Raw genomic sequence first — 12,571 nt, forward strand, 5'->3', positions numbered from 1 at the left:
GTAGCCCGGGAACAGGATGCCGTGAGAAGCCCCGGGGCCAGAAATAACCGTCCTACCGGGGCCAAATAGAGTTGACATACTCATTCGGGCGACGCTTCTTCGGTCCTTCGGTTTCTGACATGGCTTCCCCTCCATGGTCTGATGCGATTAGAGCTGCTGCAGCTCCACTTTGAATAGGATCAGCAACTCTTCCTCAGTGAGGTTGGCGAAGCGATCCCGCAGGACTTCGGGAGTGACCCAAAGCTCATCCGCCAGCTCATTGAAACTGATCCGACTGGACCAGCTGAGGGCTTTGGCGAGGTGGTCTAGTCGGACCAGACGGCGTGCGGCCTCGGCCCGCACTTTCGCCTCGACGCCCGGAGGCTGGCAGCCCTCGTGGGCGTGCTCGATATGGATCAGCTCGTGGGTGAGCGCGCAGCGCCTCTCAACCTGGCTCAGGCGTTTATCGAGCCAGATTACATCGCGTCCATTGGTGCGCCCAGGCACACCATCGGGCATTGAAACCCAAGACAAACGGATATGAGCTAGCGCATTAAGAATCCCCCACGGATGAAACACTGGCCGATCGTAGCGCGCCCCTAGGACACTTTAGACCTCAAGCTCGGGATCGTCGTCCGCCCGAACAATGTCATTCAGGGAACCTTCCCAGGTTCTGATGTTGCGAGCCTTTAGAGAGCGAGAAGGGGCGCGTCCGGGCGCCTGAGTGATAGTCATGGAAGCGTCGATCTCGACTAGATCATCTGGATTCCACTCGGCCCATGGACGCCCCCCAAGGTCGGAGACGTCAATTCCCACCTTCCCGAATTCGGAATCGAGCAGTTCCCATTTCTGGCCATGGCTGACTGTGCGAAGCACCCCGTGGACTTGGACGTCTTCGGCGTCTAGCTTTTGCCCCGAGATTAGGCGCGCAATCCAAACAGCGTCCCTGGACGAAAGACTAAAATCGACCGTGGCATGCAGAGGCTGGGCCCACGTGAATTCCATGTTGAACCGGCTCCCGGAAGTGACCTGAGCGAACACTTTCAATGCACTCGCTACTCGAGGACCTAGCTCTCGGACTTCGGCAGAAAACCGTTCGGTGAGTCCCGATTCTTGTTCTGTCGCGGCGTGCATGAGAACGCCCAGGGACGTCATCACTTCATCAACCAACTGGCTGTCGGTCTCGTTGATAATTTCGCCTCTGCGTCGGAGTTCGCTAATTGGATCGACCTTCGGCGCGAGGTCAAGAATGATGGAGCCCTGTCGGGGTGCCGCACGCAGGCCGAGGACAGTCTTGTTGCTGATGTCGCTCGGGATGCGTCCTCGTATAGCTTTGAACCCGCGCAAGGACGCACCGACGCTCGAAACCAGTTTTTGAAGTGCTGACCCCATAAGGGAGACATCTTCAAGTGAAGCTTCGTGTCCGTCGACGCCCGGACCCGTTAGGCGCATTGCACCGGCTGAGGGTGCTGTCCGAGCCAGCTCGTGGTGCCCGGCATGTCGTTCTATGCTCACTCGGCCGAGGTCGGTGGAAGAAAGAACCGGCTGCCCTTCGATTTGGTCCTTGAACAGCGCGAAGAGCTCGGCGTTGCTGTCAGGCAGTGAAACCATCCAGAACCACCTCCACATATCCGCGCACTGGCAGTGCGTCCTCTTCCGTTGCCAACGTCTTGCGGTCGGCTTTATACCGTTGCAGCCAGTCGTCCCAATACCCGCGATTGGCAAGTTCGATGTGGTCCCGGTCTGTCTCGGGTCCGTTGCTCGGTCGAGGCCTCCATGGCAGCACGTACGAATCAACGCAGAGCCCCTTTTGCTTGAAGACTCCACCACCGGCGAACAGGCCCACTGTCTGCTTTGCCTGTTCATCTTGCAATTGATCGTACTCTTTGGCTCTGACGATATAGACGGCATCGACATCCGAGGGCTTTTCCTTTGACGACAGAAAGGATCCACCGATCCAGACAGCGGCGACCGGTACCACTGAACGCAGCCAAGAGGTCGTCTGCTGGAAGTGGGACCAGACTTCTTGCCGGTGCGTTATCCCGTAATCGGCGGGGGGACAGTATTTCTCAGCAACCTGTTCCATGGTCCAGCGATGACGGCCGGGGGCCAGGAAGTCGTCTGAGATCTGACCATTCAATTTGTCCCCCATTATTGCCGCTCTTTCAATCCCTAGATACTGTGCAATTCTCGACTGCGGTTGCTCGAAGTCAACCTTCCATAGTTACTTGCCTAGTAGCTTGGCGGCTACAGCTGCGGCGTTTTCCATTGCGCCCGCTGACGGGGCGACCGATGGCTCGCCCTTCATTGCCGGGTGATCGCCGAAGGCCCGCAGCGCGAAGGACTTTCTGAGATCATCCTTGACCGCCGAGTTATCGATGGGTGCGAGGTATGCCTCGAACGTCTTGAGTTGGACAGCCAGGGCGCCGGCCCAGTTTGCCAAGCTCCGGTGGTGGTGCGCCGGCCGCGCAAAGTAACCGGCTAGACCGAAGATTGCCGCGGTTACGATCACCCGTTGTAGCAGATGCACATAATCCGACGGTTCGATCTCGAATACGCCAAATTCCGGTAGCACCAGAAACGCCGCAGTCGTTAGGCCTGCAACAACGCCGCCTGCAATTGTCGCCCATCTGAATCCGTTGGCCGAGGTTTTTTCGCTCGCTGCCAACTCGGCATAGAAGGAGGACAGTGCAGCATCGCCCGCGGTGCCCGCTGCGGTCGAAGCCGACGAGGCTGAGGTTTCTGCGGTCTCGGCAGATGCTTCAGCTTTCGCGACCGCGTCTTTGGCCTTCTCTACCGCCCTGGAAAGCTCGCTTGCTTTCTCAATCTGGCTAAGTGTCAGGCCTACTCCCTGCATTTCCCCAAGGAGGCGCAGCGCGGCCGTTGGCCCAAGGAACTCGGAAAAGCGTCCTTCCGCCCGCTCCACAGCCGTCCGGATCTCGCGCTGCAAGCCAATTGTCGTGACGTTGACGTACTGCAAGTTCGAGCTGGTCGAAAGGTAGCTTCGTAGGTGGTGAATTTTGCTTTCAATGCTCTGCAGCGTGTCGTCTGTGACCGGCTGCCGTCCACGAAGGTTTATTGGTGCCTTGACGTAGGCCTCAGCGACCAGTTCCCCTCCAAGTAATGAACTCAGGAGGGTCAGCGTGTTACTAAGGGCCTCCGAATCGATACCATCCTCGGGCAATGTGTTACCGAGGAGCCCCTGCAGGTCCCGTAGGAATCGGTCAACTATCTCGCGAACCCTGCGGAGGTTCTCAGCGCGGACCTCGTACTCTGCCATTGCATTCCCAGGCAGTTCCATCAGGACTCTCCTCCTTCTGGATGACCTTCCTGTGACTCTTCGCCTCGTTCATCCCATTCGCGCTGGCGCTCGATGTGCCTGGTCGAGCCGCCGCTGTACGCGGCGAGGTCCTGCCAGTTGTCCGGAAGGGGAATGTTCCCGTTCTCGTCCTCGTCCGGGTGCTTCACGGCGCGCAGCCGGCGCTCACCCGTCTTCTGTCCAGCGCCAGGGTCACCGGGTTCGGCGTCCTGGTCTCTGACGTCGGCCGGCTGTTCGGGGTCTTCGGTGCTACTTGCATTGGCGTTCTTCTCCAGGTCCACGAGGACCCGCGCCATTTCGATGATGACTTTTCGCGACTTCGGCGAAAGGTTATCGACTCCGGGCGGCAGGTCGTCGGCAAACGGGGGACCGGGGACAGGCTGTCCCGCGGCAGTGAACGCAACCGCTTCGCTGACGCCGGCGAGCCAGGCGATCGCTCGGATGGTCTCGGTAGTGGGTGCGGACTTGTAGGCACCCGTCCGGATATTGCCAAGCGTCGTGCCAGCAAGCCTGAAGCCATGCTCCTGGGCCTTGAAGCTCAGTTGGCGGATCGAGGTGTCGTGGCGCCGTACGGCGAGGTCCACGAGATCCCGGAGGCTCTGCGGTTGATTCACGACGCCGACTCTCCCCTGTGACTTGGCGCTTTTGGAAGTTCCAAACACCAAACGAAAAACAAGTAACTTGTTCATCTTTGCAGACGGCGCCCGGGAAAGTCCGCTTGTCGTGTTTACAAGTAGATGTAAAACGCGCTACAGTGCACTTGTCATTCCAACAAGTGGAGGTGTAGAAATGGTTCTGCAAGCAACAAGGCGGCGCCCGCCGCAAAATCGGAAGGATGTTTGGATGAAGGTCATCGACCCAGCCCGCATCCGTCGCTGGCGAAAGCAAGAGCGCTATTCGCAGGCCCAGCTCGGAATGCTGGTCCGGCGATCGCAGAACACCATCCACCTTCTTGAGACTGGCGGTATGAAGACCTGTACGGAAGGTCTTGCCCTCGCGCTCGCGGCGCGTCTCGGCGTGCCCTGGGAGGAGCTGTTCGAAGCGGAAGAGCATGATGTTTTGCATCGAATTACAAATGCGCCAAAGCGCGTTTCGAGCAAAGCGCCGAATGAGGGGCCCCACTCGAGGAAGATCCCGGCATGAGCAGCGGCCCTGGCTACAACACGGCGTGGCTCGCCAAGGCTCCGGAGAGCTGGAACCGCGTGGAGCTGCTGCGTTGGAACTCGGAAGCGATCAGTCTCGTCGCGCTGACCTCGGACTACGACCGCGAGAACATCACGTTCCCGGTCTCCGACCTCGACGCCATGATCGACCTACTCCAGCACGCGAAGACCGCGCTCGCGGATCTCAACAAAGACCCCGGTGCGGCGGCATCTTCCCCCGCTGCCGTCGCACCGGTTATTCCCCAGGCATAGGAATGGCCCTCACCTGGTCGCAACAGATGAGGGCCGAGAAATACCGATCACCAAAGAAAGGAACTTCCATGGGAAGCGTAGCAACATTCCCCGGCCCGAGAGAGGCCAAGGCCGACGGGCGCGGGGTTACCGCGCTGCTGACGATCATCGACGCGGCCGAGGTCCTTGGCGTCTCCAAGCATTACGTGCAGGACCGGATCAAGGATGGCGAGCTTCGCATCGTCGAGCTCGGATCGAACATCCGTGCCAAGCTCCGTGTGCGCGCCGACGACCTGCAGGCCTTCATCGACGGCCGCACCTCGGCAGGTGCCGCATGACGGCGACGACCGAGCGCGAGCTGCTGCCGCGCAACCTCTATTTCGATGCGGTGGACCGCCAGCTTTACACCGAGGGCCTCGCGACGAAGGTGATCCCGTCGGAGGTCGGACGCCGGCACAAGCTGCTGCAGACCTCGATCAAAGACGCCGAGCAGCTGATCGCGGCTTTCCGCTCGGCGTACCACTTCGACCGCCCGGGGAATATCGAGCTGGTCCTTCCGCAGATCGCGGACACCCTGGACGACCTGACCAAGCACGCCCGGAACTTCATCGCCGACGTCGAGACCAGCGCGGAGCGCTACCGCCGCGTGAACCGGTCAATCAACTTGGCCGATGGGGATCCCGCCGAACCCGCGGACACTGCCGTCGAGCCTGACCCTATGGCTCCGGCAGCACCCGCAGAAGCTTCCTCGCCCGCGTCCGCCATCGCGGACGGGAAAACCATCCCCGCGCCGAAGCCCGGCCCGGGCCTGGTCAACATCGCGGTGTTCGACCCGGCCAAGTCGCCGGCCGCGCAGCTCTTCGAACTCGATCGAGCGATCGGAGCCAGAAGATGAGCAAGGCGCGCGTGAAGCGGTTCGCCGTCGTGCGGCCGATCGGGACCAAGCCGTTTCCGGAGCGGCCCGAGCTCTGCTACCGGGACAACCGGGAGCTGACCGAGCAGCTCGGGAACTTCGCAAAGCAGAAGTGGCCGGCTCCGCAGCAAGTGACGGTGGACGTCTTCGCGGAGCAGATCATTGTGGACGGCCGGGTGGCCGGCGATTACTCGCTGCACGAGCACCACAGCGGCGCGGACCGGACCGAGGCGCTGCCCGGAGTGGGAGCGTGAGGCGCCCGACGGCGCGGGTCGGCCGGAATCGCCGCCGCGTCTGCCTCTACACCACCGCGGTCCTGGTCGGCGCCGCCCTGTTCCTCACAGCCCCGATCGCCAATGGCCAGTACCTGGCCGGCCTGCTGCTGCTCCTCGCCGGCACTGGTGGCTTCGTCCTCGATTCCGAGCCGCAGCGGTGAGCGCGTTCGACCACGCGCTGCTCCGCATCGAGTGGGGCATACGCGGCCTCGCGTGCCTGCTGCTGGCCGAGGTCATGCTCGAATCCGCGATCTACACCGCAGGGGGCACACTATGACCAGACACGACGGCGGCGCCCCACCACCAGGCACCGCCCCAGCAACCCCCAGCGGGGACGCTGTCCCGGACTTTACTCAGAAGGCCCAGGAGAACGCCCACCACGAGGACCCCATCACGGAACAGGCATGGCTCGGCAACGAGCCCGACCTGTTCCCGTGCTGCGGCTCGTCACCGGCGTCCTCAGCCACTCGCCTCCTCCGCATCGAGCGGACCGCCCGCCGCGCCCTCACCGCCTTCGAGAACGGCGAGTTCGAAGCCGGCGTCACCCACATTGAGAACACGCTCAGCCTTGCCATGCTGCACCGTGCTCTCGAACTGACCACCGAAGGACTCAAGCAATGACCACCAGATTCGCCGAGCTGCCCATCGAGCAGCTGGAGATCCACCCGAAGAACGTCAGAAGAGACGTCGGCATCGTAACCGACCTCGCGAACAGCATCACCGCCCAAGGCATCATGCAGCCCTTCGTCGTCGCGCCGGTCCCGGAGACACCCGGATTCCCCGAACTGAACGGCCGCTACATCATCATCGCTGGCCACCGCCGGCACACCGCCGCCAAGCTCGCCGGCATCGACGTCGTCCCCTGCGTAATCCGCGAAGACCTCGACACCGAACCGAAGCAGCTCGAAGCGATGCTGGTCGAGAACACCCAGCGCACCGACCTGACCGTCATGGAAGAGGCCCGCGCTTACCAGGCGATCCTCGACTTCCCGGGCTACAACCTCAAGACCGTATCGAAGGCCGTCGGGCGCTCGCAGAAGCTCATCAAGGACCGGGCCAAGTTGACCACGATCCCGGACGCCGCCGTCGAAAAACTCGAGGCCAAGCAGATGACCCTCGATGACGCCATGGTGTTCGCTGACTTCGCCGACGACGAGAAAGCAACGCAGCGCCTGCTCGACGCCCACGGCACCTACAACTGGAACTGGGAAGTCCGGAACGTCAAGCACGCCCGCGAAGCCGCGCAGCGCATCACCGAATCCACCACGAAGCTCACCGGTCTCGGCGCCACCATCATCGAGCGCCCTGAAAACCTGAACAGCAAAGAGTCCGAATGGGTCTCAGCCCGCTCCTACGCCGAGTACGAGGACTTCGACAGCGCCCAGCACATCGCCGCCGGCCACACCGCCGTCGTCGATCGCGACACCAGCGGCCTCGTGCTCTGGCTCATGCCGGCCGACCAGGCACCCGAACGCCCGGAGGAAACGGAACCCGAACTGACTCCGGAGCAGCTCGCTGACCAGCAACGCCGCGAAGAGATCAAAGCCGGCCTCAGCATCGCCGCCCATGTCCGCCACGAACACCTGCGCTCGCGGGCGCTGGAGCCGACGCAGGAGCTGCTGGACTACGTCCGGGAACTCAGGATCAAGCAGATGGTCAAGGGGCTGGAGCCCTCGGAGCTGGAGTTCTACCTGAACCTGTCGCGGGACTCCAAGCCTGCGGTTATCCGCGAATGCCTGGAGCAGTTCACGCAGCAGCAGCTCGACGTGCTGCAGCTGATCGTCGGCAACTGGTACGCGGAGCAGGAACTGCTCAGCGTTTCCGGTTGGGGACCGAGCCAATATGGCTCCGACTATGCCAAGGGCTGGCGCGAAAAGGTTACCGGCGTCTTCGGTTACGAGCTGTCCGACATCGAGCGCCAGGCAATCGAGTATGTGGCCGAGAAGCGCGCGGCCGAGGCCGAGACCAAGGAAGCGGCCGGCGCCGAAGACGACGAAGACGAGTGGGAGGACGAAGACGATGAGTAAGAACCTGGAGAATGTCACGGACCTGCCGGAGCGGAAGCCCTCGCCGTCGGACCCGTTCGACGTCGGCGCCGAACGCAGCTACCCGCGGGCCAGCGTGAGAAGACAAGCGGATGGCCGTTGGCGCCTCACGCTCTGGGACGCCCCTGGAGTGTTCCACGTGCTGGAGGGCACCGGGGACGAACTCGGGCCGGACTATCCGGACCCGTACAGCGCGTTCGGGATGGGCTGGCTCATCATCGGCGCTCACCGTAAGACCGGCACCCGCCTGAACGGCATGGCAGCATGACGGCCACCCTCACCCGGGCCATGGTCTACCGTTCCCGCTGGCACGAGGCCCGGATGATCGTGGACGCCTGCGCGGCCCGCATCCGGTTCCTCCGCCGGCGGATCGATGACCCGGCCACGGACGAGCACGCCCGCGCCTTGCACGGCCGCCGCCTGGAGCAGTACGAGACCGAACTCGCCAGGGGACGCCGGGCAGAGTCCGCGGCGTGGGCTGAGGTCAGCGCCGAGGAGCTCGCCGCCGAAACCGCCCGGGCCGCTGCCCGGTACAAGGGGCACTGAATGCCGGACATGTTCGAACCCGACGCAAGCGCGCTGGCCGCCCTGCTGTCCAAGCCCCGCGTAGTCACCAGGTGCGAGTCCTGCAAGGCCCCCCTGAACGACCAGACCGGCGAATGCAAGTGCTCAGCCTGACCACCACCACGAGAGGAGTAGCCCCGTGATTATCGATGTGAACACCCCGGACTTCCGGGCCGCGCTGCAGTCCGTCATCCCGCACGCTGCGACCGGCCAGGCCATGCCCGAACTCAAGGCCGTGGCCTTCACGGTCACCCCGCACAACGTGTACGTCTCCGCTACCAACCGGATCAGCGTCGCCCTGGCGATCGCGTCCGTCTACCAGTCCGACGGGCTGACCGGCAGCGTCGCCGATGACATCTTCGATCTGTCCCTCGACACGGCCAAGGAGCTGCTGCAGCTCTTCAAGTCCGCCGGGTCCAAGGAAGAGGGCGAGATCGGCAACGCGCTCCGGATCACCGTCGCCGAGGACAAGCTCACCTTCCTCGACGTCTCCGGCCTGTTCCCGGGCAAGCTCTTCCAGGTCCCCAGATCCGACGTCGAAGCAGCCGCCCGCAAACTCATCCCCACCCTGCTCGGCTCCATCCTGGCCGAAAAGACCGTCCCGGCCCGCCTCGCCACCCACGGGCCCGCGATCCGCGCCTTCGTCGCCGCCGGCAGCGCCTACGGCCAACCGATCCTCATCGAGCCCACCGGCGACGACACCCGCATCGTGATCAGCTGCGGCGAGTCCTTCCTCGGCCTCCTGATGCCCGTCCGGGCCAGCGACGACACCCAACTGGCTGCCGAGCTCAACCAGTGGCGCCAGAACTGGCTCGACCGGCTCCCCGAGATCCTCGACATCGAACCCCAGACCGCCGCCGACCTCCTCAAGCACGGCCGCGGACCCGGCGGCGGCCCCGTGATCATCAACGCCGCCGACCTCGACCAACTCACCAACGCGCTCGCCGAGGAAGTCCAGGACATCTTTGAGGACTTCGCGCTGCTGCAGCAGGCCGTCGAGCTGGTGGTGACAACTCAGTTCGGCTCGACGTCGATGGTGCAGCGCAAGCTGCGGATCGGGTACGCGAAGGCCGCCCGGCTCATGGACCGGCTGGAGTCCGCCGGCATCGTCGGCCCGGCCGACGGCAGCAAGTCCCGCGATGTCCTGTTCAAGCCGGAAGACGTCGCCAAAGCGGTCGAAGCCCTGGAAGGCGGCGAAGCAGCATGATCAGAAACACGCACATCGAAGAAGCGTTGGACAACATCCGAGGCGCCGAGGAAGTCCATGGCCACGAGCCCGAAGACCGCATGGTGCTAGCCCAGATCGCGCAGACGCAGGCAACTCTCGCACTCGCCCACGAGCAGCGCACCGCGAACATGATCGCTGCATTCACCGCGATGGAGGACAGCCAGGGTGCGACCTTCCTCGGCGACCAGCTAAGCGGGGCGAAGCTGGCCAACCTGATCGTAGAACGGCTGGGCGAATGACCGCGGCCACGGACGCGCTTGCCGCTGACCCAGAAGGCCGGCGCCTGGTGCAGGACATCCTCGACCGCAAGGTGATGACTGCTGACCCGAGGATCGAAGCCGCCGCTGAGGCCTACATCGCCCAGAGGAAGAGGCGGATCGTTGTTCGGGACATGATCATTGCCATCCTCGCCGCCGCAGACGCAGTTGACCCGCTCCGGCAGCCTGGGCACGTCATAGACCTTCGCGAGACCGGCTACGGGCTGCAGCACCCGCCAGAATGCCGGCCGAACCTCTTGGACTGTGAGCTTGACGTCTTCCTGTCCAAGCTCGACGAGGCACCAGCAGCACCGGGGCAGTACCGTGTGGAGCTCAGTGACGGCGAACTGATCATGGAGCCCGCCGAGTGATCCGCGGCCCGATCTGCGTCAACACCGCCAGGATGCTCCGCTACGCCGTCACAGCGGCCCGTGCGGACTTCAAGAGAGCCCAGGACCTCCCTGAGGATCACCGCGAGGGCTTCCTCGACCGCATGTACCAGCACGGCGGGTACATGTTCGGTGCCACCGAGCAACAGGTCTACGTAATCGTCCTTAGCCGCCTACTGGGGCGGGCTAGGGCATCCACCGAACAGGGCCCGGAAGGAGATCATGTTCTTCCAGGTCGATGACCAGTTCCACGTCAACCAGAAAGCGAAGGAGCTCGCCCGAAAAGCGCTCATGAACGACGTCCGCGGGCTCGCGGCCGTCGGTCTCTGGACGATCGCCGGTTCGATGTGCCAAGCGGCGCTCACGGACGGTGTCACCACGGTGGAAGACCTCGTATCGATCACGCTGAACCACGCAGTAGCTGTTGAGCTCGCAGGCCTCCTGGTCTCCGCAGGGCTCTGGCACGCAGAGGGTCACGCTTGCGATCGCTGCCCCAAGGTCGCCACAGGCACCTACCTCTTCCATGACTGGTTTGCGCTCGGCTACGACAAGGGCGAGCAAGTCAAGACGAAGCGGGCCAAAGCGAAGGAACTCAAGGACCCGAACCTGATCGCGGCCGTCTGGGCACGTGACTGCACCGACGACCCGGCGAATCCCGCCGTCGGCCTCTGCCGCTACTGCCAGACCGAAGTCCGCCGACAGGACCGCAAGTCCGAGATCCGCCCCGAAATGGACCACGTAGACCCGCGCAAGGCCTGCGGCGTCCGTAACGTCGTCCTCGCCTGCAACAAGTGCAACCGCACCAAAGCGACCCGCACGCCCGAGCAGGCAGGCATGACCCTGCACCCCGCCCCGCGCTCGCAGGAGCCCGCCCAGGACGCCGAGAACATCTCGCCCGCGCTCGCGGCCGCTGAGGCTCCTCAGGCCCCGGCAAGGCCCGCACAGCCGAACGTGGTGCAGATCAGGCCAGCAGATCAGGCTGATATCAGACCCGGATCGGCGCTGATATCAGAGGAAAAAGCTATCCCCGTGGGCGCGCGCGCGGGCACGCGCCCGGGTGGGGCAGGGCAGGGTGGGGTACCCGAAGGGTTAAGAGACGGGGTTACGCAGACTGAACACGCCCCCAGACCTTCCAGAAGACGGGGCAAGCGCAGAGGTAGGGGCAAGAACGCGCCTGCTGCCCCTGGGCAGCAGGCAACCCAAGCAGGACAGCACCAGAACACACTCAGGTCTCAGCACGATGCAGGAGAAGCTCCAGCTGTGTCAGCACCGGGCCGGTTCGGCTCACCCTGGCACGGATGGATCGGCAAGCCTTCCGAAGTCACCGAGACCACTTGCTATGACCACAACGAAGAACAGCCCTGCTGGAAATGCTCGGAGGAGAGCGCGTGAACACCGATCTTGAGTACAAGTACCGGATCAACGCCGGCGCCGCGGTCGAGCTGGTCCCGTACCGGGTGGCCGTCCTGTTGACCGACTACCAGCCGTTCTGCATGTACCACGCCGAAACCCCAATCCATGCCGTGAGGAAGACCCACCTCTGCCCGGCCTGCACCGCGGACCTCACGAAGGCCTTCCGGCTGATCGCCGACAACTGGACAGGGCTGCAGGATGGCCTCGCCCGCGCCGGCCGCGCTGCGTCATCAGAGCGCGTGGGAGGCTCGACTGATCCGTCCATCGGGCCACTGCCGATCAACACCGACGTATCCGACGCCATGGGCCTCGCTCGATCCGCCGTGTGGTCCACCGTTGGCCAGCTGATCCAGGACCGCCCCGACCTCCGGCTGCCCGAGGACCACAGCACCGATGTCCTCGCTGACTGGATCGCCCGCCGGCACATCGACTACCTGGCATCGCACCCGGCCCGGGAGCACCTCGCCGCAGTGTTCGCTACCGTCGCGGACGCGGCCCGGGCTGTCCAGCACCAGGCGTATCAGTGCGCGCCGGTCGAGGTCGAGATGAAGCACAGCCACTGCCACCAGTTCACCGACGATCCCGCCGGCGGCCGCACTCCATGCCCGGGCCAGCTCGTCGGGATCCTGTTGCCCAGTGGCAGGCAGGTGGTCGAATGCAGCGCCGACCCGCTCCACCGCATCCCAGCCGATGCATGGTTCCAGATCCAAGCACGACGGGCGCCGCGGCCGGCCCGCACAATGAACACCCTGAAAAGGAAGTACCTGAGGAGAACGTGAATACACTCGCTATCAC

20 protein-coding genes and 1 pseudogene are annotated in these 12,571 nt (G+C 63.8%); 16 read left to right on the top strand and 5 right to left on the bottom strand.

Translation table 11 applies throughout. From position 1 onward, the window contains the following. Positions 1 to 147 precede the first annotated feature (147 nt). From DWV11_RS16500 to DWV11_RS16520, 5 genes are all read right to left on the bottom strand, one after another. The gene (locus tag DWV11_RS16500) at positions 148 to 558 is read right to left on the bottom strand and encodes an ImmA/IrrE family metallo-endopeptidase (RefSeq protein WP_136017929.1); all 411 of its coding nucleotides are present in this window, start codon (positions 556 to 558) and stop codon (positions 148 to 150) included. 30 nt (positions 559 to 588) lie between these two features. Then, a complete protein-coding gene (locus DWV11_RS16505) occupies positions 589 to 1,590 on the bottom strand; it encodes a hypothetical protein (RefSeq protein ID WP_136017930.1) in 1,002 nt (333 codons plus the stop codon). After that, on the bottom strand, positions 1,574 to 2,131 hold the full coding sequence (locus DWV11_RS16510; protein WP_115790012.1) for a DUF6932 family protein: 558 nt from the start codon (positions 2,129 to 2,131) through the stop codon (positions 1,574 to 1,576). Before DWV11_RS16510 ends, DWV11_RS16505 begins: the two co-directional genes overlap by 17 nt. Before the next feature lie 72 nt (positions 2,132 to 2,203). After that, on the bottom strand, positions 2,204 to 3,259 hold the full coding sequence (locus tag DWV11_RS16515; protein ID WP_136017931.1) for a hypothetical protein: 1,056 nt from the start codon (positions 3,257 to 3,259) through the stop codon (positions 2,204 to 2,206). 20 nt (positions 3,260 to 3,279) lie between these two features. Beyond that, the gene (locus DWV11_RS16520) at positions 3,280 to 3,912 is read right to left on the bottom strand and encodes a hypothetical protein (RefSeq protein WP_136017932.1); all 633 of its coding nucleotides are present in this window, start codon (positions 3,910 to 3,912) and stop codon (positions 3,280 to 3,282) included. Between the two features lie 229 nt (positions 3,913 to 4,141). On the opposite strand from DWV11_RS16520, the gene DWV11_RS16525 reads away from it, so the two are divergent. The 16 genes and pseudogenes from DWV11_RS16525 to DWV11_RS16595 all read left to right on the top strand — a co-directional run bounded on the left by DWV11_RS16525 (position 4,142) and on the right by DWV11_RS16595 (position 12,555). Further along, entirely contained in the window at positions 4,142 to 4,441 is a 300-nt protein-coding gene (locus DWV11_RS16525; protein WP_115790015.1) for a helix-turn-helix domain-containing protein, read from the top strand. Next, the gene (locus DWV11_RS20175) at positions 4,438 to 4,713 is read left to right on the top strand and encodes a hypothetical protein (RefSeq protein ID WP_168404738.1); all 276 of its coding nucleotides are present in this window, start codon (positions 4,438 to 4,440) and stop codon (positions 4,711 to 4,713) included. The genes DWV11_RS16525 and DWV11_RS20175 overlap by 4 nt, the downstream gene beginning before the upstream one ends. 68 nt (positions 4,714 to 4,781) lie before the next feature. Further along, positions 4,782 to 5,030 carry a helix-turn-helix domain-containing protein gene (locus DWV11_RS20180; RefSeq protein ID WP_168404740.1) on the top strand — a complete coding sequence of 83 codons (249 nt, stop codon included), beginning with the start codon at positions 4,782 to 4,784 and terminating at the stop codon, positions 5,028 to 5,030. Next, entirely contained in the window at positions 5,027 to 5,587 is a 561-nt protein-coding gene (locus DWV11_RS16535; RefSeq protein WP_115790017.1) for a hypothetical protein, read from the top strand. Before DWV11_RS20180 ends, DWV11_RS16535 begins: the two co-directional genes overlap by 4 nt. Next, the gene (locus tag DWV11_RS16540; protein ID WP_115790018.1) at positions 5,584 to 5,859 is read left to right on the top strand and encodes a hypothetical protein; all 276 of its coding nucleotides are present in this window, start codon (positions 5,584 to 5,586) and stop codon (positions 5,857 to 5,859) included. Before DWV11_RS16535 ends, DWV11_RS16540 begins: the two co-directional genes overlap by 4 nt. Further along, positions 5,856 to 6,041, top strand: a complete 186-nt coding sequence (locus DWV11_RS16545) for a hypothetical protein (RefSeq protein WP_115790019.1) — start codon at positions 5,856 to 5,858, stop codon at positions 6,039 to 6,041. Before DWV11_RS16540 ends, DWV11_RS16545 begins: the two co-directional genes overlap by 4 nt. Before the next feature lie 112 nt (positions 6,042 to 6,153). Then, positions 6,154 to 6,501, top strand: coding sequence for a hypothetical protein (locus DWV11_RS16550; RefSeq protein ID WP_115790020.1), 348 nt, complete (start codon positions 6,154 to 6,156; stop codon positions 6,499 to 6,501). Further along, a complete protein-coding gene (locus DWV11_RS16555; protein ID WP_115790021.1) occupies positions 6,498 to 7,907 on the top strand; it encodes a ParB/RepB/Spo0J family partition protein in 1,410 nt (469 codons plus the stop codon). Before DWV11_RS16550 ends, DWV11_RS16555 begins: the two co-directional genes overlap by 4 nt. Continuing rightward, entirely contained in the window at positions 7,900 to 8,193 is a 294-nt protein-coding gene (locus DWV11_RS16560) for a hypothetical protein (protein WP_115790022.1), read from the top strand. The genes DWV11_RS16555 and DWV11_RS16560 overlap by 8 nt, the downstream gene beginning before the upstream one ends. Then, on the top strand, positions 8,190 to 8,471 hold the full coding sequence (locus tag DWV11_RS16565; protein ID WP_115790023.1) for a hypothetical protein: 282 nt from the start codon (positions 8,190 to 8,192) through the stop codon (positions 8,469 to 8,471). Before DWV11_RS16560 ends, DWV11_RS16565 begins: the two co-directional genes overlap by 4 nt. After that, positions 8,472 to 8,603, top strand: coding sequence for a hypothetical protein (locus DWV11_RS20495; RefSeq protein ID WP_281269630.1), 132 nt, complete (start codon positions 8,472 to 8,474; stop codon positions 8,601 to 8,603). It begins immediately after the preceding gene. An 844-nt stretch (positions 8,604 to 9,447) separates the two neighbouring features. Next, positions 9,448 to 9,690, top strand: a pseudogene (locus tag DWV11_RS20435) (DNA translocase FtsK); the annotation flags it as partial. 2 nt (positions 9,691 to 9,692) lie between these two features. Further along, positions 9,693 to 9,956, top strand: a complete 264-nt coding sequence (locus tag DWV11_RS16575; RefSeq protein WP_115790024.1) for a hypothetical protein — start codon at positions 9,693 to 9,695, stop codon at positions 9,954 to 9,956. Next, on the top strand, positions 9,953 to 10,345 hold the full coding sequence (locus DWV11_RS16580; protein ID WP_115790025.1) for a DUF6085 family protein: 393 nt from the start codon (positions 9,953 to 9,955) through the stop codon (positions 10,343 to 10,345). The genes DWV11_RS16575 and DWV11_RS16580 overlap by 4 nt, the downstream gene beginning before the upstream one ends. A 240-nt stretch (positions 10,346 to 10,585) precedes the next feature. After that, positions 10,586 to 11,755 carry an HNH endonuclease gene (locus tag DWV11_RS16590; protein ID WP_115790027.1) on the top strand — a complete coding sequence of 390 codons (1,170 nt, stop codon included), beginning with the start codon at positions 10,586 to 10,588 and terminating at the stop codon, positions 11,753 to 11,755. Continuing rightward, positions 11,752 to 12,555: a hypothetical protein gene (locus DWV11_RS16595; protein WP_115790028.1), complete on the top strand. Its 804-nt coding sequence runs from the start codon at positions 11,752 to 11,754 to the stop codon at positions 12,553 to 12,555. The genes DWV11_RS16590 and DWV11_RS16595 overlap by 4 nt, the downstream gene beginning before the upstream one ends. The last annotated feature ends 16 nt before the right edge of the window (positions 12,556 to 12,571 follow it).

It is taken from the genome of Arthrobacter silvisoli (genome assembly GCF_003369445.1).
Lineage (GTDB): Bacteria > Actinomycetota > Actinomycetes > Actinomycetales > Micrococcaceae > Arthrobacter > Arthrobacter silvisoli.